Annotated in this window: 25 protein-coding genes; 11 read left to right on the forward strand and 14 right to left on the reverse strand. The window is 63.7% G+C overall.

All coding sequences use genetic code 11. The features are described from left to right. Positions 1–48 precede the first annotated feature (48 nt). Together ACMU_RS13755 and ACMU_RS13760 are read right to left on the reverse strand one after the other, a co-directional pair. On the reverse strand, positions 49–1,938 hold the full coding sequence (locus ACMU_RS13755; RefSeq protein WP_035260488.1) for a propionyl-CoA synthetase: 1,890 nt from the start codon (positions 1,936–1,938) through the stop codon (positions 49–51). Between the two features lie 134 nt (positions 1,939–2,072). After that, positions 2,073–4,352: an NADP-dependent malic enzyme gene (locus tag ACMU_RS13760; protein ID WP_035260490.1), complete on the reverse strand. Its 2,280-nt coding sequence runs from the start codon at positions 4,350–4,352 to the stop codon at positions 2,073–2,075. Positions 4,353–4,469: 117 nt separating this feature from the next. Between ACMU_RS13760 and ACMU_RS13765 the strand changes: the two genes are divergently transcribed. The 6 genes from ACMU_RS13765 (at position 4,470) to ACMU_RS13790 (ending at position 10,333) form a co-directional block, all read left to right on the forward strand. Beyond that, positions 4,470–4,937 (forward strand): cytidine deaminase, encoded by a 468-nt coding sequence (locus ACMU_RS13765; RefSeq protein ID WP_081805531.1) that lies wholly within the window; start codon positions 4,470–4,472, stop codon positions 4,935–4,937. Between the two features lie 6 nt (positions 4,938–4,943). Continuing rightward, positions 4,944–6,251: a thymidine phosphorylase gene (locus ACMU_RS13770; protein WP_035260492.1), complete on the forward strand. Its 1,308-nt coding sequence runs from the start codon at positions 4,944–4,946 to the stop codon at positions 6,249–6,251. Continuing rightward, positions 6,251–7,444 (forward strand): phosphopentomutase, encoded by a 1,194-nt coding sequence (locus ACMU_RS13775; RefSeq protein ID WP_035260495.1) that lies wholly within the window; start codon positions 6,251–6,253, stop codon positions 7,442–7,444. Before ACMU_RS13770 ends, ACMU_RS13775 begins: the two co-directional genes overlap by 1 nt. After that, complete coding sequence (locus tag ACMU_RS13780; protein ID WP_035260496.1) at positions 7,441–8,427, forward strand: adenosine deaminase; 987 nt, start codon at positions 7,441–7,443, stop codon at positions 8,425–8,427. Before ACMU_RS13775 ends, ACMU_RS13780 begins: the two co-directional genes overlap by 4 nt. Further along, a complete protein-coding gene (upp, locus tag ACMU_RS13785) occupies positions 8,420–9,052 on the forward strand; it encodes a uracil phosphoribosyltransferase (RefSeq protein WP_035260498.1) in 633 nt (210 codons plus the stop codon). The genes ACMU_RS13780 and upp overlap by 8 nt, the downstream gene beginning before the upstream one ends. Before the next feature lie 87 nt (positions 9,053–9,139). Continuing rightward, the gene (locus ACMU_RS13790; protein WP_152544621.1) at positions 9,140–10,333 is read left to right on the forward strand and encodes an SPOR domain-containing protein; all 1,194 of its coding nucleotides are present in this window, start codon (positions 9,140–9,142) and stop codon (positions 10,331–10,333) included. Here the strand turns inward: ACMU_RS13790 and ACMU_RS13795 are convergent, their stop codons facing one another. Next, positions 10,334–11,353: a hypothetical protein gene (locus tag ACMU_RS13795; RefSeq protein WP_035260501.1), complete on the reverse strand. Its 1,020-nt coding sequence runs from the start codon at positions 11,351–11,353 to the stop codon at positions 10,334–10,336. Between the two features lie 96 nt (positions 11,354–11,449). Here ACMU_RS13795 and ACMU_RS13800 point away from each other — a divergent pair, with 96 nt between their 5' ends. Beyond that, positions 11,450–12,112, forward strand: coding sequence for a sulfotransferase family protein (locus tag ACMU_RS13800; protein WP_035260504.1), 663 nt, complete (start codon positions 11,450–11,452; stop codon positions 12,110–12,112). 182 nt (positions 12,113–12,294) lie between these two features. Continuing rightward, positions 12,295–12,915 (forward strand): Hint domain-containing protein, encoded by a 621-nt coding sequence (locus tag ACMU_RS18865; RefSeq protein ID WP_161635684.1) that lies wholly within the window; start codon positions 12,295–12,297, stop codon positions 12,913–12,915. On the opposite strand, the gene ACMU_RS13810 is transcribed toward ACMU_RS18865, so the two are convergent. The 8 genes from ACMU_RS13810 to ACMU_RS13845 all read right to left on the reverse strand — a co-directional run bounded on the left by ACMU_RS13810 (position 12,912) and on the right by ACMU_RS13845 (position 20,500). After that, positions 12,912–15,113, reverse strand: a complete 2,202-nt coding sequence (locus ACMU_RS13810) for a 3-hydroxyacyl-CoA dehydrogenase NAD-binding domain-containing protein (RefSeq protein WP_035260506.1) — start codon at positions 15,111–15,113, stop codon at positions 12,912–12,914. The two genes, ACMU_RS18865 and ACMU_RS13810, sit on opposite strands and share 4 nt — an antisense overlap. Beyond that, positions 15,110–15,595: a cupin domain-containing protein gene (locus ACMU_RS13815; protein ID WP_035260508.1), complete on the reverse strand. Its 486-nt coding sequence runs from the start codon at positions 15,593–15,595 to the stop codon at positions 15,110–15,112. The genes ACMU_RS13810 and ACMU_RS13815 overlap by 4 nt, the downstream gene beginning before the upstream one ends. Further along, positions 15,595–16,806: an acetyl-CoA C-acetyltransferase gene (locus ACMU_RS13820; protein ID WP_035260510.1), complete on the reverse strand. Its 1,212-nt coding sequence runs from the start codon at positions 16,804–16,806 to the stop codon at positions 15,595–15,597. The genes ACMU_RS13815 and ACMU_RS13820 overlap by 1 nt, the downstream gene beginning before the upstream one ends. Positions 16,807–16,818: 12 nt before the next feature. Further along, positions 16,819–17,457 carry a glutathione S-transferase family protein gene (locus tag ACMU_RS13825; RefSeq protein ID WP_035260512.1) on the reverse strand — a complete coding sequence of 213 codons (639 nt, stop codon included), beginning with the start codon at positions 17,455–17,457 and terminating at the stop codon, positions 16,819–16,821. 114 nt (positions 17,458–17,571) lie between these two features. Continuing rightward, positions 17,572–17,784 (reverse strand): hypothetical protein, encoded by a 213-nt coding sequence (locus tag ACMU_RS13830; RefSeq protein ID WP_035260514.1) that lies wholly within the window; start codon positions 17,782–17,784, stop codon positions 17,572–17,574. A 21-nt stretch (positions 17,785–17,805) separates the two neighbouring features. Next, positions 17,806–19,581 (reverse strand): acyl-CoA dehydrogenase C-terminal domain-containing protein, encoded by a 1,776-nt coding sequence (locus ACMU_RS13835; RefSeq protein ID WP_035260516.1) that lies wholly within the window; start codon positions 19,579–19,581, stop codon positions 17,806–17,808. A gap of 21 nt (positions 19,582–19,602) precedes the next feature. Further along, positions 19,603–19,980 (reverse strand): MerR family transcriptional regulator, encoded by a 378-nt coding sequence (locus tag ACMU_RS13840; protein WP_035260694.1) that lies wholly within the window; start codon positions 19,978–19,980, stop codon positions 19,603–19,605. 148 nt (positions 19,981–20,128) lie between these two features. Next, positions 20,129–20,500 carry a MerR family transcriptional regulator gene (locus tag ACMU_RS13845; RefSeq protein WP_035260696.1) on the reverse strand — a complete coding sequence of 124 codons (372 nt, stop codon included), beginning with the start codon at positions 20,498–20,500 and terminating at the stop codon, positions 20,129–20,131. Between the two features lie 134 nt (positions 20,501–20,634). Between ACMU_RS13845 and ACMU_RS13850 the strand changes: the two genes are divergently transcribed. From ACMU_RS13850 to ACMU_RS13860, 3 genes are read left to right on the forward strand one after another with little or no spacing between them, the layout of a single operon-like run. After that, positions 20,635–21,069: a PaaI family thioesterase gene (locus ACMU_RS13850; RefSeq protein ID WP_035260519.1), complete on the forward strand. Its 435-nt coding sequence runs from the start codon at positions 20,635–20,637 to the stop codon at positions 21,067–21,069. After that, complete coding sequence (locus tag ACMU_RS13855) at positions 21,066–21,566, forward strand: PaaI family thioesterase (protein ID WP_035260521.1); 501 nt, start codon at positions 21,066–21,068, stop codon at positions 21,564–21,566. Before ACMU_RS13850 ends, ACMU_RS13855 begins: the two co-directional genes overlap by 4 nt. Continuing rightward, entirely contained in the window at positions 21,559–22,878 is a 1,320-nt protein-coding gene (locus ACMU_RS13860; protein WP_035260523.1) for an MATE family efflux transporter, read from the forward strand. The genes ACMU_RS13855 and ACMU_RS13860 overlap by 8 nt, the downstream gene beginning before the upstream one ends. Here ACMU_RS13860 and arsC read toward each other — a convergent pair. From arsC to ACMU_RS13875, 3 genes are read right to left on the reverse strand one after another with little or no spacing between them, the layout of a single operon-like run. Next, on the reverse strand, positions 22,875–23,225 hold the full coding sequence (gene arsC / locus ACMU_RS13865) for an arsenate reductase (glutaredoxin) (protein ID WP_035260526.1): 351 nt from the start codon (positions 23,223–23,225) through the stop codon (positions 22,875–22,877). The two genes, ACMU_RS13860 and arsC, sit on opposite strands and share 4 nt — an antisense overlap. Beyond that, a complete protein-coding gene (locus tag ACMU_RS13870; RefSeq protein ID WP_035260527.1) occupies positions 23,222–24,280 on the reverse strand; it encodes a quinone-dependent dihydroorotate dehydrogenase in 1,059 nt (352 codons plus the stop codon). Before ACMU_RS13870 ends, arsC begins: the two co-directional genes overlap by 4 nt. Beyond that, positions 24,277–24,615, reverse strand: a complete 339-nt coding sequence (locus ACMU_RS13875; RefSeq protein WP_035260700.1) for a DUF952 domain-containing protein — start codon at positions 24,613–24,615, stop codon at positions 24,277–24,279. Before ACMU_RS13875 ends, ACMU_RS13870 begins: the two co-directional genes overlap by 4 nt. Between the last annotated feature and the right edge of the window lie 73 nt (positions 24,616–24,688).

The raw sequence follows: 24,688 nt of genomic DNA on the forward strand, positions 1-24,688 counted from the left end.
GCCAACCTGTCTAAATCGGCAAGTGCGCGCAATTTTCGGGATCAACGGTCAGCCGGGATAGCCCAATGTTTTCAATGCCGCACCAATTTCATCAAGGACGGTGGGGTCCTCGATCGTGGCGGGCATCTTGTAATCGGCACCGTCGGCGATCTTAACCATGGTGGCCCGCAGGATCTTGCCAGACCGGGTTTTCGGCAGGCGCGACACAACGCAGGCTTGTTTGAACGCCGCCACCGGGCCGATCTGATCGCGGATCAGTTTGACGCATTCGGTGGCGATGTCGCCATGATCGCGATCCACCCCGGCCGACAGGCAGACAAAGCCCACCGGCGCCTGACCCTTCAGCGCGTCCGACACGCCGATCACGGCGCATTCGGCCACATCCGGGTGGGCGGCCAGAACCTCCTCCATCGCGCCGGTCGACAACCGGTGCCCGGCGACGTTGATCACGTCATCGGTGCGCGCCATGATGAACAGATAGCCATCCTCGTCAATATACCCCGCATCGCCGGTTTCGTAATGGCCGGGGAAGTTGGTCAGATAGCTTTTGAGGTACCGATCCTCGGCGTTCCACAGGGTCTGCAGGGTGCCCGGTGGCAGGGGCAGGGGGGTGACAATCGCGCCAAGCTCGCCCGCTGGCATCTCGTCGCCCTCGTCATTCACGATCTTCATCGCATAGCCGGGCATCGGCACCGCGGGCGAGCCGGGTTTCACCGGCAGCAGTTCGATCCCCACCGGGTTGCACACGGCCGGATAGCCCAGCTCGGTCTGCCACCAATGGTCGATGATCGGCACGCCCAGCTTATCCTGCGCCCAGGTGATCGTATCGGGGTCGGCCCGTTCGCCGGCAAGGTAGACATTGCGCAGCGCCGACAGGTCATATTTGCCAATATAGTCGCCGGCCGGATCCTCGCGTTTGACGGCCCGCAGCGCGGTGGGGGCGGTGAAGAAGCTAGCGACCTTGTGTTCCGACATCACCCGCCAGAACGTGCCGGGATCGGGTGTGCCCACAGGCTTGCCCTCGAACACGATGGTGGTGTTGCCATGGATCAGCGGGGCATAGCAGATATAGCTGTGGCCCACGACCCAGCCCACATCGGACGCGGCCCAGAATACCTCGCCCGGCTCTACCGCATAGACATTGCGCATGGTCCAGTTCAGCGCCACCAGATGCCCGCCGGTGGGGCGCACAACGCCCTTGGGCTGCCCGGTGGTGCCCGAGGTATAAAGGATATAGGCCGGGTGGTTGCCTTCGACCGGTACGCAATCGGCCAACGGCGCGTCGGCCTGAAATGCATCCCACTCGAAATCGCGGCCATCCACGAGGTCGGCCAGACACTGTTCGCGCTGCAGGATCACGCAGAATTCGGGCTTGTGGGTGGCCTGTTCGATGGCGTCATCCAGCAGGGGCTTGTATTTCACCACGCGGCTGGGTTCGATCCCGCACGAGCCCGCGATGATCGCCTTGGGCGTGGCATCGTCGATGCGTACAGCCAGTTCATGCGCGGCAAAGCCACCGAACACCACCGAATGCACCGCGCCCAGGCGCGCGCAGGCCAGCATCGCCACCAGTGCCTCGGGCACCATGGGCATATAGATCACCACGCGGTCGCCCTTGGTCACGCCGCGCTGCGCCAGCGCACCGGCCAGTCGCGCCACGCGGGTCTGCAGGTCGGCATAGGTGATCGTGGCCTTGGTGTCGGTCACCGGGCTGTCATAGATGATCGCCGCTTGCGTTCCGCGCCCCGATTTCACGTGCCGGTCCACCGCGTTCCAGCAGGTGTTGACCATGCCGTCCGAGAACCACTCGTAAAGCGGGGCGTTATCTTCAAACAGCGCCTTCGAGGGCGCGCGGTCCCAGTCGATTGCGCCCGCAGCATCCATCCAGAAGGTTTCTGGATCGGCCTGCCAGGCGGCATAGCTCTTAGCATAGGTCATGTCACGGCTCCTCATCCGTATACATTTGCATGCTCTCGTACGGACAAGATGCGCATACCGCGCACCAAAGGGCAAGGCGCCCGCCTGCGGCACTTGCGCCCCGGTGGCGCAAACATTCTGAAACCTGCGCGCGATCAGCCGTAGTGGGCCACCGGTGTACCAGCCAGCGCCGACAGGTTCAAAAGCCCGCGCGCCGTAACCGATTGCGTGGCGATATGGGCGCGGTTGCCCATGCCCATCAGGATCGGCCCCACCTCCAACCCGCGCGCCCGCATTTTCAGCGTGTTGCGCACGGCCGAAGCTGCATCGGTATTGGCAAAGACCAGGACATTGGCCGCGCCGTTTATGCGGCTATCGGGGAAAATCCGCGCGCGCAGTTCGGCATCCAAAGCGGCGTCGGTGTGCATCTCGCCCTCATAGGCAAAATCCGGCGCCATATCGTCCAGTTGTTCCATCGCCCCGCGCATCAATAGCCCCGAACGCGTGTTCAGATTGCCAAACTGCGAATGTGAACACAGCGCGATATTGGGTGTCAGGCCAAAGCGGCGCACATGGCGGGCCGCGCCAACTACCGTTTCGACGATCTGGTCGACAGTGGGTTCGGCATGTACATGGGTGTCGGCGATAAACAGCGGCCCATCTTCGAGGATCATCAGGCTGAGCGCGCCCACCGGGTGCAGCCCGTCACGCGCCAGAACCTGGCTGATATAGTTCAGGTGCCAGCCGTATTGACCAAACGTGCCGCAGATCATGCTGTCGGCCTCGCCGCGATGTACCATGACGGCGGCGATGGCCGTGGTGTTGGTGCGCATGATGGCCTTGGCCAGATCAGGCGTTACACCCTTGCGCGCCATAAGCTGATGGTATGTGCCCCAATAGTCGCGGTATCGCGGGTCGTTTTCGGGGTTCACCAGTTCAAAATGCGTGCCGGGTCGAATCGTCAGGCCGGCGCGTTCGCACCGGGATTCGATCACTTCGGGACGACCGATCAGGATCGGGCGGTCGGTGGTTTCCTCGATCATCGCCTGCGCGGCACGCAACACGCGCTCGTCTTCGCCCTCGGCAAAAACAATGTTGCGCTCGGCCTGCGCGGCGGCGGCAAAGACCGGGCGCATGATCAGCGCTGACCGGAAGACCGAACCTTCAAGCTGTGCCATGTAGGCATCAAGGTCTTCCAACGGTCGCTGGGCCACGCCGGACTCCATCGCGGCCTTGGCCACGGCACCGGCGACCACGTTGATCAGGCGCGGGTCAAACGGTTTGGGGATCAGGTAATCGGCGCCAAAGGTAAGCTGCTCGCCCTGATAGGCGGCGGCGGCCTCGGCGCTGGTGGTGGCGCGGGCCAGTTCGGCAATGCCTGACACGCAGGCCAGCTGCATCTGGTCGTTGATCTCGGTCGCGCCCACATCCAGCGCCCCGCGGAAGATGAAGGGGAAACACAGAACGTTGTTCACCTGGTTCGGAAAATCCGACCGGCCGGTGGCGATGATTGCATCCGGGGCCACGGCGCGGGCGTCCTCGGGCATGATCTCGGGCGTGGGGTTGGCCAGGGCAAAGATGATCGGCTGCGCCGCCATTTTTTCCACCATCGACGGTTTCAGCACGCCGGGGCCCGACAGGCCCAGGAACAGATCCGCCCCTTCGATCACGTCATCCAGCGTGCGCAGATCGCTGGGCTGGGCGTAATCGGCCTTTTGCGGCGTCATCTCTTCGGTCCGGCCTTCGTGGACCAGCCCGGCAATGTCGCAGAGCCAGACGTTTTCGCGTTTCACCCCCAGCTTCAGCAGCATGTTCAGGCAGGCGATGCCCGCCGCCCCGCCGCCGGTCGACACCACCTTGATGTCTTCGAACTTCTTGCCTGCCACGCGCAGCGCGTTGGTGGCGGCGGCGCCCACCACGATGGCGGTGCCGTGCTGATCATCGTGGAACACCGGAATGCCCATCCGCTCGCGGCAGATCCTTTCGACCACAAAACAATCGGGCGCCTTGATATCCTCGAGGTTGATGGCCCCGAACGAGGGTTCCAGAGCGCAGACAATCTCGGCCAGTTTCTCGGGGTCGGCCTCGTCCACCTCGATGTCGAAACAGTCGATATTGGCGAATTTCTTGAACAGAACCGCCTTGCCTTCCATCACCGGTTTCGAGGCCAGCGCCCCGATATTGCCCAGCCCCAGAACCGCCGAGCCGTTCGACACCACCGCCACAAGATTACCGCGCGCGGTGTATTGGGCGGCGGTCTGGGCGTCGTTCTTGATCTCGATACAGGCTTCGGCCACGCCAGGGGAATAGGCCAGGCTCAGGTCACGTCCGTTCGCCATTGGCTTGGTCGCGCGGATCTCGAGCTTACCGGGCTTGGGCGTTGCATGGTATTTCAGCGCCGCAGCGCGGGCGTTCGTGGCGTTGTCTTCGGACATAATTCCCCCGAAATGAATTAGTTTAATGTTAAACTATCCCCTGCGGCATACGCGTGCCACGGCACTGTGGCAAGGGGGCGATTGGTAGAAATTCCGTGGAAATTGTCGCAACGAAACATGTTAGCGTCAACGCTCGATGCCTTGCATCGCCGCGCGGGCGGCTTCACAGTGGATCAAAAGGAGTTTCCCGTCATGAGTCTGATCGAAGCCGCCGCCAAAACCCGCGAAAACGCCCATGCGCCGTATTCGAACTTCAAGGTTGGTGCGGCCGTGCGAACCGTTGACGGCACCGTCTATACCGGCTGCAACGTGGAAAACGTGGCCTATCCCGAAGGCACCTGCGCCGAGGCCGGGGCCATCGCGGCCATGTGCGCGGCGGGCGAATACCAGATCGCCGAGGTGGCGGTGATTGCCGACAGCCCCGACCCCGTGCCGCCCTGTGGCGGGTGCCGCCAGAAGCTGGCCGAATTTGCGGCGGGTGACGTGACGGTCACGATGGCCACCACCGACGGCAAGACCAAAACCGTGACAGTGGCCGACCTGTTGCCCGGCGCGTTTGACGCGGGCCATATGGACCGGACCTGAGGCGCCATGGACACCCGACAGATCATCGCCGCGAAACGGGATGGCAAGGCGCTGCCCGATGCCGCGATCCGGGATTTTGCCGCTGGGCTGGCCGATGGGCGTGTCAGTGACGCGCAAGCGGGTGCCTTTGCCATGGCGGTGCTGCTGAACGGCATGTCCGAGGGCGAGCGCGTTGCCCTGACCACCGCGATGCGCGACAGCGGCGCGGTGATGGCGTGGGACGTGCCGGGCCCGGTGCTGGACAAGCATTCCACCGGCGGGGTGGGTGATTGCGTCTCGCTGGTACTGGCCCCGGCGCTGGCGGCCTGCGGGGCTTATGTGCCGATGATCTCGGGCCGCGGGCTGGGCCATACGGGCGGCACGCTGGACAAGCTGGAGGCGATACCCGGCCTGCGCGCCGAATTGCCGACGGACCGTTTGCAGGACCTTGTGGGGCGCATCGGCTGCGCGATTGTCAGCGCCTCGTCTGATGTGGCCCCGGCCGACAAGCGGCTTTATGCGATTCGCGACGTGACCGGCACGGTGGAAAGCGTACCGCTGATCACCGCGTCGATCCTGTCCAAGAAGCTGGCCGAGGGGCTGGGCGGGCTGGTGCTGGACGTCAAGGTTGGCTCGGGCGCGTTTATGACGGACATGGCGCAGGCGCGCGATCTGGCCGCCGCCCTGGTGGGCACGGCGCGCGGTGCGGGCTGCCCGACGCAGGCGCTGATCACCGATATGGACCAGCCGCTGGTGCCATCGGCGGGCAACGCGCTGGAGGTGATCGAGGTGATGCAGGTGCTGACGGGCGATCCCGGCGGGCAGGCGCTGGCCGAGCTGTGCCGGGCGCTGGGTGGGACGTTGCTGCATCTGGGGGGGCTGGCCGACAGCGTGCAGGATGGCGCCTCGAAGATCGGGCAGGCGGTGCAAAGCGGCGCGGCGGCCGAGATTTTTGGCGACATGGTGGCCGAACTGGGTGGCCCGATGGATTTTGTGGAAAACTGGCGCGACCGGCTGCCGGCCGCGCGGGTGATGCGCCCGGTGATGGCCGGGCAGGCCGGGGTGGTCGAAGCCATCGATGGCCAGTCGCTGGGCATGAGCGTTGTGGGCCTGGGCGGCGGGCGGCTGCGGGACGGCGACAAGATCGACCCGTCGGTGGGTCTGTCCGGGCTGCTGCCACTGGGCGAAGTTGTAGCACCTGATACACCGCTGGCCATGGTGCACGCCGCAGATGGCGACGCCGCGGCCAAGGCCGAGGCCGCCGTGCGCGCGGCCTATACCGTGGGGGACACCCATCCGGCGATCCCGCCGCTGATCCGCGAAAGGATCACCTGATGGCCCGTGTTTTCCTTGTGGTGATGGATTCGGTCGGCTGTGGCGGAGCACCCGACGCCGACGCGTTTTTCAACGGTGATCTGCCGGATTCCGGGGCCAACACGCTTGCACATATCGCACAATTCTGTGCCGATGGCCGTGCCGAAAACGGGCGTAGCGGGCCGTTGCGATTACACAATCTCGACAATCTGGGGTTGAGCGCTTCGGTGCGCCTCGCCTCGGGTGTGTCACTGGCCGAAATGGGCGCCAAGCCGCAGGGACTGTGGGGCGCCGCAACCGAGATTTCGCCCGGCAAGGACACGCCCTCGGGCCACTGGGAACTGGCCGGGGTGCCTGTGCCATGGGACTGGCACTATTTTCCAAACGTGCCGGATTGTTTTCCGCAAGAGGTGGTGGATGCCGCCTGTGCGGCTGCGGGCACCGATGCGGTCCTTGGCAGATGCCACGCTTCGGGCACCGAGATTATCGCGCGGCTGGGGGCCGAGCACCTGAAATCCGGGGCGCCGATTTGTTACACCTCGGCCGACAGCGTGTTCCAGATCGCCGCGCATGAAGAGGTGTTTGGGCTGGACCGGCTGCTGAACATGTGCCGCACCCTGGCGCCGATGCTGCACGACATGCGCGTGGGCCGGGTGATTGCGCGGCCCTTTGTCGGAGACGCCGAAACCGGGTTTACGCGTACCGCTAACCGCCGCGATTTTGCCATCGCCCCGCCGGCCGACACGATCTGCGACATCGTGCAAAAGGCCGGGCGCAAGGTGCATGCGGTGGGCAAGATAGGCGACATCTTTTCGATGCGCGGGATCGACAGCGTGGTCAAAGGCGACGACGCGGCGCTGATGGGTCATCTGCTGAATGCCGTGCATGAGATGCCCGACGGCAGCCTGACCTTCGCCAATTTCGTTGAGTTTGACAGCCTCTACGGTCATCGGCGCGACGTGTCGGGCTATGCTCGCGCGCTGGAATGGTTCGACGCGCAGCTGCCTGCCCTTTTCGCCGCGATGCGACCCGGTGACCTGATGATTTTCACAGCCGATCATGGCAATGACCCGACCTGGCCGGGCACGGATCACACGCGCGAACGCGTGCCGGTTCTGGCCCATGGCGTGGGGCGGCGCGATCTGGGCCTGATCGGGTTTACCGACGTGGCGACGCTGGCGCTGGACCATCTGGGAGTAACAAGAGACCAATGAAAAACCTGCCCAAAATTGAACTGCACCACCATATCGAAGGCGCGGCACCGCCGTCGTTCATTCGCGACCTGGCCAAGCGAAAATCGGTTGATATTTCAAAGGTTTTCGATGAAAGCGGCGGCTATGCCTTCACCGATTTCTGGCACTTTCTGCAGGTTTACGAGGCCGCGACTTCGGTGCTGCAGACCCCGCAGGATTACCACGACCTGACCTTGGCCGTACTGCAGGCCGGGGCCGAGCATGGGGTGATTTACACCGAAAGCTTCATTTCGCCGGATTTCTGCGGCGGTGGCGACGTGGATGCGTGGCGCGATTATCTGGCGGCGATCGAGGCGGCGGCCAACACGGCCACGCGCGACTTTGGCGCTCAAATGCGGTGCATCGTGACCCCGGTGCGCCATTTCGGGCCGGACAAGGCGCGCGCCTCGGCGCTGTGCGCGGCGGAAACCGTGGGCGAATTCGTGGTGGGGCTGGGCATGGGCGGCGACGAGAAGGCCGGCAAACCGGCCGATTTCGCCTATGCGTTCGACATGGCGCGCGAGGCCGGGTTGCACCTGACCGCCCATGCCGGCGAGTGGGGTGGCCCCGCCAGTGTGCGCGCGGTGATCGACGATCTGCGGGTGGAACGCGTGGGCCACGGGGTGCGCGCCATCGAAGACCCGGCGCTGGTCGACGATCTGGCGGAACGCGGCATCGTGCTGGAGGTGTGTCCGGGGTCCAACGTGGCGCTGGGTGTTTACCAAACCTGGGCCGATCACCCGATCAGCAAACTGATGGAGCGCGGCGTGAAGGTGACCGTGTCCACCGACGACCCGCCGTTCTTCCACACCACGATGACCGCCGAATACGAGAACCTTGCGCGCCATCAGGATTGGGGCGGCAGCGAATTTGCCACTGTGAATGCCGTTGCGGTGGACGCCGCTTTCTGCGATGCCGAGACCAAAGACGCACTGCGTCAGAAACTGGAGGGGGCCTATGACTGACCATTTGACCGTTGTCGATCACCCGTTGGTGCAACACAAACTGACGCAAATGCGGGACAAGGACACCTCGACCGCAGGGTTCCGGCGCTTGCTGCGCGAAATCTCGCACCTGCTGGCCTACGAGGTGACGCGCGGGCTTGAGATGACAACGCAAGAGGTCGAGACACCTCTGCAAACCATCGACGCGCCGGTTCTGGCAGGCAAAAAGCTGGCACTGATCTCGATCCTGCGGGCGGGCAATGGCCTGTTGGACGGTATTCTGGACCTGATCCCCGGCGCACGGGTGGGGTTCGTGGGGCTTTACCGCGACGAAGAGACCCTGCAACCGGTGCAATACTACTTCAAGGTTCCCGAGAACCTTGAGGATCGGCTGGTGATCGCCGTGGACCCGATGCTGGCCACCGGCAATTCGTCCGCCGCCGCGATTGACCTGCTGAAAGAGGCCGGGGCGACGAATATCCGGTTCCTTTGCCTGCTGGCTGCCCCGGAAGGGATCGCGCGCATGCGCGATGCGCATCCCGACGTACCAATCGTCACAGCATCTGTGGATGAGAAGCTGAACGAGCATGGATATATTGTTCCGGGCCTAGGAGATGCGGGCGACCGCATGTTCGGTACAAAATAAAGTAGTTTTCACTTTACGGATTGTGTCCAATCCGGCATCATTACCCCATATTTTGTGGGGATAGTGATGCAGGCGTGTAAAACACTGGTGTCTGCTGCGCTTTCGATGGTTTTGGTTACAGGCATTGCCGAAGCCCGCTCGTTGCAGAAAGACACCGGACCGGCGGAACAACCGCCGGCCACCTACACTGGGAAGCAGTATGTGGATTCCCGTGGATGTGTGTATATCCGGGCCGGCTATGCCGGTCTGGTTGAATGGGTGCCGCGCGTAACGCGCGACCGACAGGTCGTGTGCGGGCAGACACCAACCTTTGCCAAGAAAAAGCCGAAGGCGGCAGAGCAGCCTCGTGTGGCTGAACAGCCCAAGCCGGCTGCCAAGCCCAAGGTGAAGAAAGCCACCGTTGCGGCCACACCGACACCTGCGGCCAAGCCCAAGGCGAAGGCCAAGCCAGCAGCGGTTGCCGCGGCGCCGGCCAAACCGCAACTGCCGTCGGATGCTCAGGCCATGGCCCGGGCCGAACGTGGTGATGCCTGCAACGGTGCGCCAATCCTGTCGGCGCGGTATCTGGACAGCAAGCGGATCGGTGTGCGTTGTGGCAAGGTCGCGGCCCCTGTTGCGGTTGCCGTTGCAAAACCGGTCAAACCGGTCCCGACTGCGCGGCCGGCTACAACGTCGGTTGCGTCCGTGCCAACCGCACGTCCTGTTGTCCCACGTACAACCGTCCGCAATGCGGGCACCGCTGCGCCGCTGCGCCTGACGGTCACACAGCCACGCACCGCTGCGATCACGATCCCTGAAGGTTATGAACCCGCGTGGAGCGATGACCGCCTGAACCCGCAGCGTGGCAAGGGTACGGCGGCCGGTCAGGCCGCGATGGACCTTTTGTGGACCCAAACAGTGCCGCGCAAATTGATCGACGTGACCACCGGGCAGGACGTAACGCGCCGACTGTCGCATTTGGACTATCCCTATACCGATTACAGCGAACAACGCGTTGACCTGGGGCTGGCCCCGGTGCCGGCTGCAAAATCGCAACTGTCCACTAAGGCGCAGCCTCAGGGCAACCGGTTCATCCAGGTGGCCTTGTTTGGGCAACCGTCCAACACGCGCGCCGCCGTGGCCAAGCTGCAGGCGCTGGGCCTGCCGGTCACGCTGAAGAAAAAGACGTCGAAAGGGCGTGTGCTGGAACAGTTGATGGCCGGGCCATTAACCGACGCTGCCGTGGCACAAGCGCTGGCACAGATTAAACGCGCGGGGTTCCGCGACGCCTATCTGCGCTGATCATTCTCCGCAGATACCTTGCAAGGTAATCCAGTCGCCATCGCTGATCAAAGCGGTGGCGTCTTTCGTTGCACCGGGGTCGGCCTCGATCAGGTCCAGTACTGTTTCGCCCGACGGGTCCACGGCAAAGGCGTATGGGCTGGCGGCGATACCTGCCTGCGTGAACAAGGTCAGCAGCGCGTCGGCCGGGGGGGATTCCATTGGGGCAGATACCAAAATCTCGGCGTATTGAGACAAGCTGTCTTCCGGCATCTCGCCGGTGGTCAGCAGGCGCAGCGTTGCCCAGATGGAGCTTTGCGACAGCAGCGCAAGCATAGGGTCCCGCGTGTTGGCCCGCGCTTGTTCCGCCAGAATGAAACCGGCGACGATCTCGGGCTCTTCGTAATCTTCGACCACGGCGCGATTCAGCAGGATGCGTCCATCGGGCAGGTGCGCAGACACCGTGACGCCCGCGGGCAGCACGGTGATATCGCGCGATCCGCCGGGCAGCTTGGCGGTCAGGCGGCGCAGCGCGGCCATGCCCTGCGGGACCCGGCAGGCCGATCCGGATACCCGCCCGATTTGCGCCAGCATCCGGTCGCCCAGTTCGGTTCTTACCGGGTCCGGGACCACCCGCGCCGTGTGTTGCCGCAACGCGTTGGGCAGCCAGAAAACCGCAAGACCCACAACCGCCGCCACACCGCCCGCCATCAGCAACCCACGCAACCGGCCGTGATGCGGGCGCGACTTTTCGATGGCGGTCAGAACGCGGGTGATCGCCTCGACCATCTCGGGGTCTTCGATCTCCAGCTCTTCGTCCGCGTCTTCGCCCTCGGGCGTATAGATCGCGGGATGACCCTTTCCCGGATTGCGCCGCACCAGCGCCGCCAATGACCAATGGGCCAATGCCACGTCATTGTTGTCCGAGATCACCAGGGACGCTTCCCCAAACGACACGATAACGTCGCGCCGTTGCGCGTCGCCACCCGGCCGCCAAATGCCGGGGCTTTCCAATCGCTGATACTCTTGCAGGGCGGTCATGTTGTTGCTTTTGGGCCCGGATTTACATGCTCTGAACCTACCATAGCCCGCCATTGCGCCCGCGACAATCGGGGGCGGCTGGTCTAGAGTGCGGGCATGATCATCTCGCCCGGCCGCAACTATGTTTTCGTGCATATCCCAAAGACCGGGGGCACGGCGCTGTCTCTCGCGCTCGAGGGGCGGGCGATGGCCGACGATATCCTGATAGGTGACACGCCCAAGGCGCAACGGCGACGCGGGCGGATCAAGGGCCTGCACAGCGCAGGCCGGTTGTGGAAACACGCGCGGCTTGCCGATATCGAGGGGTTGGTCAGCGCCGAATGGATTGCGCAGGCTTTTGTTTTTACGCTGGTCCGAAACCCGTGGGATCGCGTGGTCAGCTATTACCATTGGCTGCGCATGCAAAGCTTTGACCACCCTGCGGTCAAGCTTGCCCGGGATCAGGATTTCAGCGGCTTCTTGAACCACCCCCATACGCGTCGATCGCTAGAGGCCGACAGCTATGGCCACTACGTCACCGCGCCCGACGGTACAGAACGGGGGTGCTTTGTGCGGCTCGAGTATTTGGAACAGGACCTTGCACCGGTTTGGGACCACCTGGGGTTCAACCTGTGGCCGATTGCGCCAACCAATGCCTCGGATCGGCCACGCGACTATCGCACCGCCTATTCCGCGCCTGATTCTGAGCTTTTGGCCAAAATCTGTGCAGAAGACATCGCGCGCTTCGGATACAGCTTCGATCCCGACACCAATTGTTAACCATACGGCGCCAATTTCGCGATTTCCCAATTATTCTCCATTTCGGCCATGCGAATGCCACATTTCGGCCCGGATTTGGGCGAAAAGCGGTCGAGATGACACAATTAACTCTCCCTTAACGGGCCAGAAGGCTCGGCCGATAACCGCTAGGGAAGTTTGCCATGTCGTTGTTTGCCGCCAGAATGGGAAAGTCATTGTTCCGCCGCGCGTCCGAAGGCGCATCGGGCATTTGGGACGGCGCAGATTGCCGGTTCGGCAACGCCCCTTGGGTTCTGCCCGCTAATGCCATGCTGGCAACGGGCAATGGTTGGTTCACGCTGGACCAATTGCGGTCGGGCGACAAGGTTCTGACCTTTGACAACGGTTTTCAGGAAATCACCGACATCGCGGAAATCCCTGCCCGGGTTGTTACGGAAAACTGCCCGCCCGCCTTTTGGCCGCGCCGCATTCCGGCCGGAACGCTGGGTCTGGATCGTGCCATTTCGGTGATGCCGGGGCAGGGCGTGATGGTGGAAAGCGACCTGGCCGAGGCATTGTGCCGTGACCCGTTCGCCGTGGTGGCGGCCTCGGCGCTGGATGGGTTTGCGGGGATCGAACCTGCCGAACCTGCACCTGAAAGCGTGCTTTATTCCCTCAGCTTTGCCGAGGATCAGCTGGTCTATGTCAATGGTGGGCTTTTGTTGTTGATCAAGACCGCGGCCCGATCACCGCTGGAAGCAGCAACCGGGCCAGTCGAAACAGGGTATCATGTGCAGCCCCCAGCCATCGCCCGACAGCTGGTGGCCGATCTGGCGACGGTTTAGGCCGCCGCCTTGGCTTCGGGGCCGAAACGGCCATAAAAGCTTTCACCTTCTTCAGCCAGTTCACGCAGCAAGGCGGGCGTGGTGAACCGGTCGCCCTCGGCCGTGGTCAGAGTCTCGCAGATCTCTACAGCCTTGGCCGCGCCGATAATGTCCAGCCAGCCAAACGGCCCGCCCGACCACGGTGCAAAGCCCCAGCCCAGGATTGCGCCCACGTCACCCTCGCGGATGTCTTCCAGCACACCTTCCTCCAGCGCCCGCACGGCCTCCAGCACCTGCGCCATCAGCAGACGGTGCTGCACATGGGTCAGGTCGGGCTGGTGGTCTGAAACGGCCCAGTTTTCGGCCAGACCGTTCCACAGGCCGGTGCGCTTGCCTTTGTCGTCATAGGCATAGAAGCCCGCGGCGGATTTGCGGCCCAGCCGGCCTTCGTCGAACAGCTTGAACAGCACGTCATCGGCAGGGCTTTCGGGGTAATCTTCACCCATCGCAGCCTTGGTCGCCTTGGCGATTTTTACACCCAGATCGATCGAGGTTTCGTCGGTCAGCTGCAGCGGGCCCAAAGGCATACCCAGCTGTTTCGCCGCGTTTTCGATCAGCGCCGGTGCCACGCCCTCGGCCACCATGCGCACACCTTCGTTGATATAAGGGATGATACAGCGGTTGGCATAGAAGAAGCGCGCGTCGTTCACCACGATGGGCGTCTTGCGGATCTGGCGGACATAGTCCAGCGCCTTGGCCACGGCCACATCGCCGGTTTCGGCCCCCTTGATGATCTCAACCAGCAGCATCTTTTCAACCGGCGAGAAGAAGTGGATGCCGATAAACCGATCTGGCCGCACGCTGGCCTTGGCCAGCTCGGTGATCGGCAGGGTCGAGGTGTTGGTGGCAAAGATGCAATCGGGGCCAACGATGGCCTCGACCTTCTTGGTCATCTCGGCCTTCACGCCCACGTCTTCGAACACCGCCTCGACAATCAGGTCGGCCCCTTTCAGCGCCTCCAGATCGGTGGTGGCGGTGATGCGGTTCAACAGCGCCTCTTTCTTTTCAGCCGTGGCTTTGCCGCGCTTGATGCCCTTGTCCATATAGGTCTCGGCATAGGCTTTGCCTTTGTCGGCGGCCTCCTGGCTTTGGTCGATCAACACCACCTCGATCCCGGCCTGGGCCGAGACCAGCGCGATGCCCGCGCCCATCATGCCCGCGCCCAGCACGCCCACCTTGGTGACCTTCTGATCGTCAACGGCGGGGCGGTTGGCGCCTTTTTCCAGCGCTTCCTTGTTGATGAAAAGCGACCGGATCATGGCGCTGGACGAGGGGTTCATCAGCACATTGGTGAACCAGCGCGCCTCGATCTTGATGGCAGTGTCAAAGGGCACCAAAGCACCCTCATATACGGCCGACAGCAACGCCTTGGCCGCCGGGAACGCGCCCTGGGTTTCTTTCTGCACCATGGCATTGGCGCCCACAAAGGTCATGAAACCGGCGGGGTGATACGGCGCGCCGCCGGGCATTTTATAGCCCTTCTCGTCCCATGGTTTCACGAATTTGGGTTCCGACAGAACCCATTCGCGGGCCTTGGCCAACAGCTCGTCTGCGGGCACAACCTCGTCCACCACGCCGGCGGATTTGGCTTTTTTGGGGTCGTTCAGCTTGCCTTGCAACAGCAAGGGCGCGGCACCCATCGCGCCCAGCTTGCGCACCAGCCGCGTGGTGCCGCCCGCGCCGGGGAAGATACCCACCATGATCTCGGGCAGGCCGATCTTGGCCTTGGGATTGTCGGCGGCGAAAATGCGGTGACAGGCCAGCGGAATCTCCAGCCCGATGCCCAAAGCCGTGCCGGGCAGGGCGGCGGCGATGGGTTTGCCGCCTTTGTTGGTCTTGGGGTCCATGCCGGCGCGCTCGATCTTGCGCAGGATGGCGTGCATGCCCATCACCCCATCAAACAGACCCTTGGCCGGGTTGTCGCCGGCGCTGTCGCGCATTTTGGCGATGATGTTCAGGTCCATACCGCCCGCGAACGAGCCCTCTTTGCCGCTGGTGATCACGATGCCTTTGACCGCGTCATCGGCCAGCGCCTGATCAACCAGCGCGCCCAGGTCGACAAAGCCCTGCTCGTTCATCACGTTCATCGATTTGCCAACCGTGTCCCAGGTGATGACGGCCACGCCGTCGGCGTCCACGGCCATGGTAAAATCGGTCATTGGTCGTCTCCTATTTCTTTGGCGGTCAGCGGGCTGCCATTCTGACGGGTGAAGGCAAAGCCGTTGCCCTCATCTGTCACCATCATGTCCAGATCGCTGTAAAAAGCGGTTTCGGTTTCGGTGCGCGAGCCGACCACAAGGAAGGTCGCCGGCGCGTCGGTTTTGTTGATCAGGTGGTGGCCGTTGGCATCGCCCGCCGGAAAGGCGGCGCAGTCGCCAACCTGCAAAACATGTTCGCCGTGGTCGTCGACAAGCGTGCATTCCCCCTCGGTCACGATGGCAAACTCGTCCTGCTGCATGTGCCAGTGGCGCAGCGACGACATGGCGCCCGGCGCCAGCCGAACAAGGTTCACGCCGAACTGCGTAAGGCCATGCGGATCGCCCAGCGCGGTCTGGCTGCGCCCGTCAAACATCTGGCCCAGCTTGCCCGGATAGCCCGATCCGGTGCGCCATTTCAGCGTGTCCAGGTCGATCTTGGGCATCAGATACGCTCGATAATCGTGGCCGCACCCATGCCCGAGGCAACGCAGAGCGTCGCCAGACCGGTGCCTTTGCCGGTACGCTCCAGCTCGTCCAGCAGGGTGCCGATGATGATCGCCCCGGTCGCGCCCAGCGGGTGACCCATCGCGATGGAGCCGCCGTTGACGTTGACCTTGTCGTGGTCCACGTCAAAGGCCTGCATAAAGCGCAGCACCACGCTGGCGAAGGCCTCGTTTACCTCGAACAGGTCGATGTCCGAGATCGACATGCCGCTGTCGGCCATGATCTTTTCGGTCACCGGCACGGGGCCGGTCAGCATGATGGTGGGATCGGTGCCGATCTTGGCGGTATGGGCGATGCGTGCGCGGGGTTTCAGGCCGTGGCGTTCGCCGAATTCCTTGTTGCCGATCAGAACCGCGGCCGAGCCATCCACGATACCCGAGCTGTTGCCGGCGTGGTGGATGTGGTTGATCCGTTCCAGATGCGGGTATTTCAGCAGCGCCACGGCGTCAAAGCCCGGCATCACCTCGCCCATATCCTTGAAGCTGGCCTTCAGGCTGCCAAGTGCCTGCATGTCGGTGCCCGGGCGCATGTATTCGTCGCGGTCCAGAATGGTCAGCCCGTTCACGTCTTTGACCGGCACCACCGATTTGTCGAACCGGTTATCGGCCCAGGCGGCGGCGGCGCGGTTCTGGCTTTCAACCGCCAGCGCGTCGGCGTCATCGCGCGAGAAGCCGTATTCGGTGGCGATGATATCGGCCGAGATGCCTTGCGGCACGAAATAGGTTTTCTGCGCCACGGTTGGGTCCACGGCGATGGCGGCGCCGTCGCTGCCCATGGCCACGCGGCCCATCATCTCGACCCCGCCGGCGATATAGCCATCACCCGCGCCGCCCTTAACCTGGTTGGCGGCCAGGTTCACGGCCTCCATGCCCGAGGCGCAGAAGCGGTTGATCGACAGGCCGGGGATGCGTTCATCCAGATCCGAGCCCAGCACCGCGGTGCGGGCCAGGCAGCCGCCCTGTTCCATCACCTGCGTGGCATTGCCCCAGATCACGTCTTCGACGGCGTGCCCTTCCAGATTGTTGCGGGTCTTCACCGCGTTCAGCATCTGCGAGGACAATGCGGTGGCGGTCACCTCGTGCAGGCTGCCGTCTTTGCGGCCTTTGCCGCGCGGGCTGCGCACGGCGTCATAGATATAGGCTTCGGTCATGGGGTCCTCCGTTCAGGCGCGGTCGGCGGGCGAGCCGGGCATCAGGTCATAGGGGTGTTTCCAGCCGGGCAGGGCGGCGATATTGTCCAGCCAGCGGTTGATATTGGGCCAGTTGGCACGGTCGAACCCGAAATACTCGGGGTAATAGAGATACCCGCAGCAGGTCAGGTCGGCATTGGTGACCGCGTCGCCGACGATCCAGTCGCGGCCGTCGAGATGTTTGTCGAGGATGGCATAGGTGCCTTTCAGGCGGCCCTGCAGGAAGGCGATGACCTGGGCGGGGCGTTTGTCTTCGGGCAGGAAATGCATCTGGAACCGGCAGATGCCGGCCATCGACGAAAGCTTGTGATTGTCCCATAATTGCCAGCGGAAGATCTCGCGCGCGTCATCGGCGGTTTTGCCGCCCAGCTTGCCGGTTTTCTCGGCGATATAGTTCTGGATGACGGCCGATTGGCTGAGCCGGGTGTCGCCATCGACCAGCACCGGGCTTTCGCCCATCTCGTTGATGGTTTCGCGGAATTCCGGCGTGCGGGTTTCGCCGTTGAAGAAGTCGATAAAGACCGGTTCCCAGTCGAGGCCGGTAAGCTCGAGCGCCAGGGCGGCTTTGTAGGAATGGCCGCTTTCGCCGAAACAGTGAAGTTTGATTGTCATGCACGGGCCCTCCGGGATGCCGGCGTTCTGCTGTTAAAAGGCGGCGCGTGCCGCGCCATTTTTGTTCTCCCCATCCCCGCCAAGGGCGGGGCCGGGGCCCGTGGGTGGGTGGCGCTAGCGTTTGCGCGCCTCAAGCTCGGCGTTGAAGAGCCGCAGCCGGTGGGTGAGGGTGTCTTCGTCGGTGACCGAGTTGAAGTTTTCGAAGAGGAAGGACAGCGCCTCGCCCGCGTCCAGCCCCGCCTCGTCGGCGAAGCGGCGCAGGTTGCGATAGCCATCCTCGGTCATGGCGACGTTGAAACGGCGGGTCAGGCGCAGGCGTTTGGGCATTGTTGGTCCTCTTTCGGGTCGTCAGAAGTTGGCGGCCTCCAGCGTCATCACCGGGTCGGCGCCGCTTTCGATGCGGGCCAGGTGCATGGCCGTGGCGGGCAGCTGACGTGCCATGTAGTAGCGCGCGGTGGTCAGCTTTGTCTCGTAGAACGCGGCGTCAGAGGCGCCACCGGCCAGCGCGGCCAGCGATGCCTTGGCCATGCGCGCCCACATCAGCCCCAGGCAGGTATGGCCGAAGAGATGCATAAAGTCATAGCTGCCGGCCAGCGCCGCATTGGGGTTCTTCATGCCGTTCTGCATGAAGAACATGCCCGCCGCCTGCAGGTCCTTGGAGGCCTTTTTCAGCGGTTCGACAAATTCGGCCATGCCGTCGACATCGCCGTTTTCTTTGCAGAAGGTTTTGACCATCTCGAAGAAGGCCATCACGTGTTTGCCGCCGTCGGCGGCCAGTTTGCGGCCCACAAGGTCCAGCGCCTGCACTCCGTTGGCGCCTTCGTAGATCTGGGTGATGCGGGCGTCGCGGGCGAATTGGGACATGCCCCATTCCTCGATATAGCCGTGGCCGCCATAGACCTGTTGGGCCGCCACGCACATCTCGAACCCCTTGTCGGTCTGAAAGCCCTTGATGACCGGTGTCATCAGCGAGATCAGCCCCTCGGCATCTTTGTCGCCTTCGCGGTGGGCCTTGTCGATCAGCGAGGCGCCCCAGATGGTAAAGGCGCGGGCGCCTTCGACAAAGGATTTCTGATCCATCAGGTTGCGGCGGATATCGGGGTGCACGATCAGCGGGTCGGCGGGGCCATCGGGGTTTTTCACCCCGGTCACATCGCGGCCCTGCAACCGGTCCAGCGCATAGGCCAGCGCGTTCTGATACGCCGCCTCGGCCTGAGCATAGCCTTGCAGGCCCACACCCAGACGCGCCTCGTTCATCATGGTGAACATCGCGCGCATGCCTTTGTGCATGTCGCCGATCATGTACCCGGTGGCGCCGTCGTAATTCATCACGCAGGTCGAGTTGCCGTGAATGCCCATCTTTTCTTCGATCTTGCCGACCGACACGCCGTTGCGCTCGCCCAGGCTGCCATCGTCGTTCACCAGGAATTTCGGCACGATGAACAGCGAGATGCCTTTGATGCCCTCAGGCCCGCCGGGGATTTTCGCCAGAACCAGGTGGATGACATTGTCGGACATGTCGTGGTCACCGGCCGAGATGAAGATTTTCTGCCCGGTCACCTTGTAACTGCCATCGTCCTGCGGTTCGGCCTTGGTGCGCATCAGGCCCAGATCGGTGCCGCAATGCGGCTCGGTCAGGTTCATGGTGCCGGTCCAGTCCAGGCTGACCATCTTGGGCAGATAGGTTGCCTTTTGGTCGTCCGACCCGTGGGCCAGAATGGCCGAGATCGCGCCATGTGTCAGGCCCTGATACATGTTGAAGGCCATGTTAGCCGACACCATGATCTCGCCCACCGCGGTGGCCAGCGTATAGGGCAGGTTCTGGCCGCCAAACTCTTCGGGGATGTCCAGCCCGTTCCAGCCGCCTTCTTTCACCTGCTCGAACGCCTCTTTGAAGCCTTTGGGCGTATAGACGACGCCGTTTTCAAACCGGCAACCTTCCTGATCGCCGGTGGCGTTCAGCGGCGCCAGAACGTCGGCGGCCAGCTTGCCAGCCTCGTCCAGAACGGCGCCGGTGAAATCGGCCTCGAGCTCGTCAAAGCCGGGCACGCCGCTTTGGCTGACATTCAGAACATCATGCAGCACGAACTGCAGGTCTTTGGTGGGGGCGGTATAGGTGGGCATGTCTCTCTCCCTGGGCGTGTCTTAGGCGCGCTTCTTGTCGAAGCCGGCAATCAGGTTGTTCACCAGCGCGATCTGGTCGTTGAGGTCGGATATCGCCTCGTCCAGCTCGTCGCGCTGGTTTTGCAGGTCGCGCAGATGCGCCTGCCCGGCTTTCAGCGTTTCACGCAGCTGCGTTTCCTGCTGATCGCCGATGTCATAAAGTTCCAGAAGCTGACGGATTTCTTCCAGGCTGAACCCAAAGCGTTTGCCGCGCAGGATCAGTTTCAACCGCGCCCGGTCGCGCCGCGTGAACAGGCGTTTCTGGCCTTCGCGCACGGGAAACAGCAATTCCTTGGATTCGTAGAACCGCAAGGTGCGGGGCGTTACGTCAAACGTTTCGCACATCTCGCGGATGGTCATTTCACCCTTGGTCAATTCCGTGCCTCCCTTGCTTGGATATGGGGTGTCTGGAATCGAATATAGGCGAAGTTGACGTGCACGTAAGCTAAGACGCTGCGTCATTTCCGCAAATCAAAAGGCGGTGCTCAGATTCGCCAGCCGCCTGATGTCAGGACGACAACCCCTTTTGCACGCTGTCGCGCAACTGGGTCAGGTCGTCGATCGCGGCGTCCAGTTCCTGACGCTGCTTGGCCAGATCTTCCAGCTTGTCCGAGGCCATCACAACCCAGGCACGGTTCTGTTCTTCGGTGCCTTTTTCTTCATACAAAAGCAGCCATTGCCGGATTTCCTCCAAGCTGAACCCGAACCGACGCCCGCGCAGAATCAAAACCATCCGCGCCACTTCGCGTGGGGTATAAAACCGCGACCGCCCTTCGCGGATCGGCGACAGCAGCTCGATATATTCGTAATAGCGCAGCGTGCGCGGCGTGACATCGAACTTGGCGCACATTTCCTTGAACGTCAGTCGCTCGTCTGTCACGGGCCTCTCCTCTGTGGCTGCTGACCCCAGAATAATGATGCGTGCCGATGCTGCAACCGCCATGAAACGCGCCGCTTGCGCCGAACGCCAATTTGCGAAACAAATTCACTGGCAAGCAAACGGAAAGGCACGGCATGGCCAGCAGCGACATCGCCAGACAGTTCATGTCGAACCTGCCCTATAACGTGGCGCTGGGGATCGAGATCGACGATGTGCGCGATGGCCGCGCGCAGATGTCGATGCCCTATGATGATCGTTTCGTTGGCAACCCGGCGCAGGGCGTGCTGCATGGCGGCGTGGTGTCAGCGCTGATGGACAGCTCGGCCGGGGCGGCGGTGCTCAGCCACCCCGACGTGATGTCGGTTGTAGCCACGCTGGACCTGCGCATCGATTACCTGCGCGCCGCGACCCCCGGTCAGCGGCTGATCGCCAGGGCGCATTGCTATCACGTGTCGCGGTCGGTGGCCTTTGTCTCGGTCCAGACCTTTGACGACAACACCGACCTGCCCGTGGCCACCGCTGCCGGGGCGTTCGCCATGGATGGCAGCGCCGGGAAGGAGGCGACATGAGCCGCCGCCCCGAACCCATGCAGGTGGTCAAACAGCGCCGCGACGGGTTGCTGTCCGCGCTGGTGCAAACCATCCCCTTCGCCGCCTTCCTTGGCGTGCAGTTCGACCGGCGCGGCGATGAGCTGACGGCGGTGCTGCCCTATCGCGACATGCTGATCGGAAACCCGATGCTGCCGGCCCTGCATGGCGGCGCAACCGCCGGGTTTCTCGAGGTCACCGCGGTGGTGGGCCTGACATGGTCGATCCTCTGGCCACAGGTCGAGGCCGCCGGCGAAGACGCCCCGGACCCCGCCGGCATCGCCTTGCCCAAAACCATCGATTTCACCGTCGATTATCTGCGGTCCGGCCTGCCGCGCGATGCCTATGCGCGGGCGCGGGTGAACCGGTCGGGGCGGCGCTATGCCTCGGTCCATGTGGAAGGCTGGCAGGACAATCGCAGCCGACTGTTTGCGCAGGCCACCGGCCATTTCCTGATGCCCGAGCCCAAGGATGGCTGAGGCACTGGCCCCCATCACCCATCGCCGCATTCTGCATATCGCCGTGCCGATCGTGCTGTCGAATGCCACCGTGCCGATCCTTGGCGCGGTGGACACCGCCGTGGTGGGGCAGGCCGGGCTGGCCGCGCCCATTGGCGGGGTGGGCATCGGCGCGCTGATCCTGACCTCGATCTATTGGATGTTCGGCTTTCTGCGCATGGGCACCACGGGTCTGACCAGTCAGGCGCTGGGCGCGGGCCGCATGGGCGAGGTTTCCGCGCTGTTCTCGCGCGCGATGATGATCGGGCTGGCGGCCGGGCTGGCGGTGATCGCGTTGCAGGTACCCCTGATTGCCGGGGCGTTCTGGCTGGCCAACCCGTCGGACGAGGTGCGCGCGCTGGCCAGCGAATACCTGCAGATCCGGGTGTGGTCGGCGCCCGCCACCATCGCGCTTTACGGCATCAATGGCTGGCTGATTGCGCAGGAACGCACGCGGCAGGTGCTGGTGTTGCAGCTGTGGATGAACGGCGTGAACATGGCGTTGGATGTGCTGTTTGTACTGCATTTCGGCTGGGGCGTGCAGGGCGTGGCCTTTGCGACTTTCTTGGCCGAATGGTCGGGGCTGGCGCTGGGGCTGTGGCTGTGCCGCGATGTCTTTGCCAACACGGCCTGGCGCGCGGTTGAGCGTGTCTTTGACCGCGCCGCGCTGACCCATATGGCGCGCGTGAACGGCGATATCCTGATCCGTTCGGCGTTTTTGCAGACGATCTTTGTGTCCTTCCTGTTCATCCCGGCGCGGTTTGGCGACGTGCCGCTGGCCGCCAACCAGATCCTGCTGCATTTCCTCGAAATCACCGCCTATGCGCTGGACGGGTTCGCCTTCGCGGCTGAGGCGTTGGTGGGGCAGGCGCTGGGCGCGCGGGCGCCGGGTCACCTGCGGCGCGGCGCGCTGATGACCAGCCTGTGGGGCCTCTATTGCGTCATCGCCATGGCCATTGCCTTTGCGCTGTTCGGCGGGGCGATCATCGACGTGATGACCACCGCGCCCGAGGTCCGGGCCGAGGCGCGCATCTATCTGCCCTATATGGTCGCCGCACCGCTGATCGGGCTGGCCTCGTGGATGCTGGACGGCATCTTCATCGGCGCCACACGCACCCGCGACATGCGCAACATGATGGCGCTGAGCTTTGTGATCTATGTCGCCGCGGTCGCCGTTCTGGTGCCGTGGCTGGGCAATCACGGGCTGTGGCTGGCGCTGCTGATCTCGTTCATTGCGCGCGGGGCCACGCTGGGCTGGCGCTATCCGGCGCTTGAGGCGGCGGCGCGCGGCTAAAGGATGTCTTTCACGGCCTCGGGCGGGCGGCCCAGCGCGGCGCGGCCCTTGTGGATGACAATGGGCCGTTCGATCAGGATCGGCGCGGCGACCATCGCCGCCAGCAACGCGTCATCACCGCTGTCCTTGGTCAATCCCGCCTCGGCAAAGGCTTTCTCGCCCGTCCGGGTAAACTCGATCACTGGGCGGCCCAGCATTTCGTGAACATCGTTCAGTTCGGCCCGGCTGGGCGGGTCCTGCAGGTATTTGCGCACCACGGGGGTGAACCCGGCGGCCTCCAGAACCGCCAATGTCTGGCGCGATTTCGAACAGCGCGGGTTGTGCCAGATTGTGGGGTGTTCGGTCACAGCCAATCCTCCTTGCCGGTGCCCACGGCCTGGGCCACATTGTCGAACCCGTCGCGGGCCAGCAGGGTTTCCAACCCCGACAGGATGCGGGGGATCAGGCTGAGGCCCTCATAGACCATCGCCGAGTAAAGCTGCACGGCGCTGGCCCCGGCGCGGATCTTGGCATAGGCCTGCGCGGCCGAGCCCACGCCGCCCACACCCACCAACGGCACGCGGCCTTCGGTGATCTGCGCCAGCTGCGCCAAAACGCGTGTGGATTTTTCGAATAATGGCGCGCCCGACAGCCCGCCGGCCTCGGGCCCATGAACGCTGTTCAGGCCTTGCCGGTCCAACGTCGTGTTGGTGGCGATGATGGCGTCGATGCCGGCCTCGGTCGCGGCCTCGGCCACGTCGCGCAGCTCGGCGATGCTCAGGTCCGGCGCGATCTTCAGGAAAACCGGAACGGGCCGCGCCAGCCCGGCGCGCACCGTCATCACGTCGCTCAGCAGCGCCGACAGCGCCGCGCGCCCCTGCAAATCGCGCAGCTTTTCGGTATTGGGCGAGCTGACATTAACCGTGGCGAAATCCAGATGCGCCGCGCAGGCCTGCAGCACTTGCCCAAAATCGGCGGCGCGGTTGTCGCTGTCTTTGTTGGCGCCCAGGTTCAGCCCGATCACCCCGCTGCGCGGGCGGTGCGACAGGCGGGCGGCCATGGCTGCCATGCCGTCATTGTTGAACCCAAACCGGTTGATCACGGCGCGATCCTCGGTCAGGCGGAACAGGCGCGGGCGCGGGTTGCCCGGCTGCGGGCGCGGGGTGGCGGCGCCCACCTCGACAAACCCAAAGCCGCTGCGCGCCAAAGGCGCCAGCGCCACCGCGTTCTTGTCGTACCCGGCGGCCAGACCCAGAGGGTTCGGCAAAGCGATCCCGGCCAAAGACGTGGCCAAAACGGGCGAGGTGATCACCCCCGGCAACGGCGCCAGCCCCAGTTGCAGCGCCGCCAGCGACAGCCCATGCGCGCGTTCGGGATCCAGCCGGTGCAGCAGGTTCAGCCCGACCCGTTCGCGCAGGCTCACAGCAACCCCTCGGGGAAGATATGGCCAGTCGCGCCCAAAGGCAGCGATTTGTCCCACACCACCTCGTCCAGGCTCAGCGCGCGATACAGATGCGGGAACAGCGCGCCACCGCGCGACGGCTCCCATTTCAGCGCGTCACCCAGCGCCTCGGCCTCAAACGCCACCAGCACCAGCCCCGTGGCCTCGGCAAAATGCTTGGCCGCGGTCTCCACCACCTGTTCGGCGGTCGAGAAATGGATGAACCCGTCCGCCAGATCCACCGGCGCCCCATCGGTGCGCCCGTTGCTTTGAAAGGCCTGCCATTCGTCGGCCCGGAAAATCTTGTAAATCAGCATGCCCGCGTGAATGCCCTTTGCACGCTTTTTGGTCAATGCCGCGGCGTCATTTAGCCTTCATAAAGGGGGGCTA

The organism is Actibacterium mucosum KCTC 23349 (assembly GCF_000647975.1).
In the GTDB taxonomy this organism is placed as follows: Bacteria; Pseudomonadota; Alphaproteobacteria; order Rhodobacterales; family Rhodobacteraceae; genus Actibacterium; species Actibacterium mucosum.

Excerpts from the sequence above, each read along its gene's own strand:
- ACMU_RS13755 (WP_035260488.1), bottom strand. The coding sequence starts at position 1,938 with ATGACCTATGCTAAGAGCTATGCCGCCTGGCAGGCCGATCCAGAAACC.
- ACMU_RS13760 (WP_035260490.1), bottom strand. The coding sequence starts at position 4,352 with ATGTCCGAAGACAACGCCACGAACGCCCGCGCTGCGGCGCTGAAATAC.
- ACMU_RS13765 (WP_081805531.1), top strand. The coding sequence starts at position 4,470 with ATGTTAGCGTCAACGCTCGATGCCTTGCATCGCCGCGCGGGCGGCTTC.
- ACMU_RS13770 (WP_035260492.1), top strand. The coding sequence starts at position 4,944 with ATGGACACCCGACAGATCATCGCCGCGAAACGGGATGGCAAGGCGCTG.
- ACMU_RS13775 (WP_035260495.1), top strand. The coding sequence starts at position 6,251 with ATGGCCCGTGTTTTCCTTGTGGTGATGGATTCGGTCGGCTGTGGCGGA.
- ACMU_RS13780 (WP_035260496.1), top strand. The coding sequence starts at position 7,441 with ATGAAAAACCTGCCCAAAATTGAACTGCACCACCATATCGAAGGCGCG.
- upp (WP_035260498.1), top strand. The coding sequence starts at position 8,420 with ATGACTGACCATTTGACCGTTGTCGATCACCCGTTGGTGCAACACAAA.
- ACMU_RS13795 (WP_035260501.1), bottom strand. The coding sequence starts at position 11,353 with ATGACCGCCCTGCAAGAGTATCAGCGATTGGAAAGCCCCGGCATTTGG.
- ACMU_RS13800 (WP_035260504.1), top strand. The coding sequence starts at position 11,450 with ATGATCATCTCGCCCGGCCGCAACTATGTTTTCGTGCATATCCCAAAG.
- ACMU_RS18865 (WP_161635684.1), top strand. The coding sequence starts at position 12,295 with ATGGGAAAGTCATTGTTCCGCCGCGCGTCCGAAGGCGCATCGGGCATT.
- ACMU_RS13810 (WP_035260506.1), bottom strand. The coding sequence starts at position 15,113 with ATGACCGATTTTACCATGGCCGTGGACGCCGACGGCGTGGCCGTCATC.
- ACMU_RS13815 (WP_035260508.1), bottom strand. The coding sequence starts at position 15,595 with ATGCCCAAGATCGACCTGGACACGCTGAAATGGCGCACCGGATCGGGC.
- ACMU_RS13820 (WP_035260510.1), bottom strand. The coding sequence starts at position 16,806 with ATGACCGAAGCCTATATCTATGACGCCGTGCGCAGCCCGCGCGGCAAA.
- ACMU_RS13825 (WP_035260512.1), bottom strand. The coding sequence starts at position 17,457 with ATGACAATCAAACTTCACTGTTTCGGCGAAAGCGGCCATTCCTACAAA.
- ACMU_RS13830 (WP_035260514.1), bottom strand. The coding sequence starts at position 17,784 with ATGCCCAAACGCCTGCGCCTGACCCGCCGTTTCAACGTCGCCATGACC.
- ACMU_RS13835 (WP_035260516.1), bottom strand. The coding sequence starts at position 19,581 with ATGCCCACCTATACCGCCCCCACCAAAGACCTGCAGTTCGTGCTGCAT.
- ACMU_RS13840 (WP_035260694.1), bottom strand. The coding sequence starts at position 19,980 with ATGACCATCCGCGAGATGTGCGAAACGTTTGACGTAACGCCCCGCACC.
- ACMU_RS13850 (WP_035260519.1), top strand. The coding sequence starts at position 20,635 with ATGGCCAGCAGCGACATCGCCAGACAGTTCATGTCGAACCTGCCCTAT.
- ACMU_RS13855 (WP_035260521.1), top strand. The coding sequence starts at position 21,066 with ATGAGCCGCCGCCCCGAACCCATGCAGGTGGTCAAACAGCGCCGCGAC.
- ACMU_RS13860 (WP_035260523.1), top strand. The coding sequence starts at position 21,559 with ATGGCTGAGGCACTGGCCCCCATCACCCATCGCCGCATTCTGCATATC.
- ACMU_RS13875 (WP_035260700.1), bottom strand. The coding sequence starts at position 24,615 with ATGCTGATTTACAAGATTTTCCGGGCCGACGAATGGCAGGCCTTTCAA.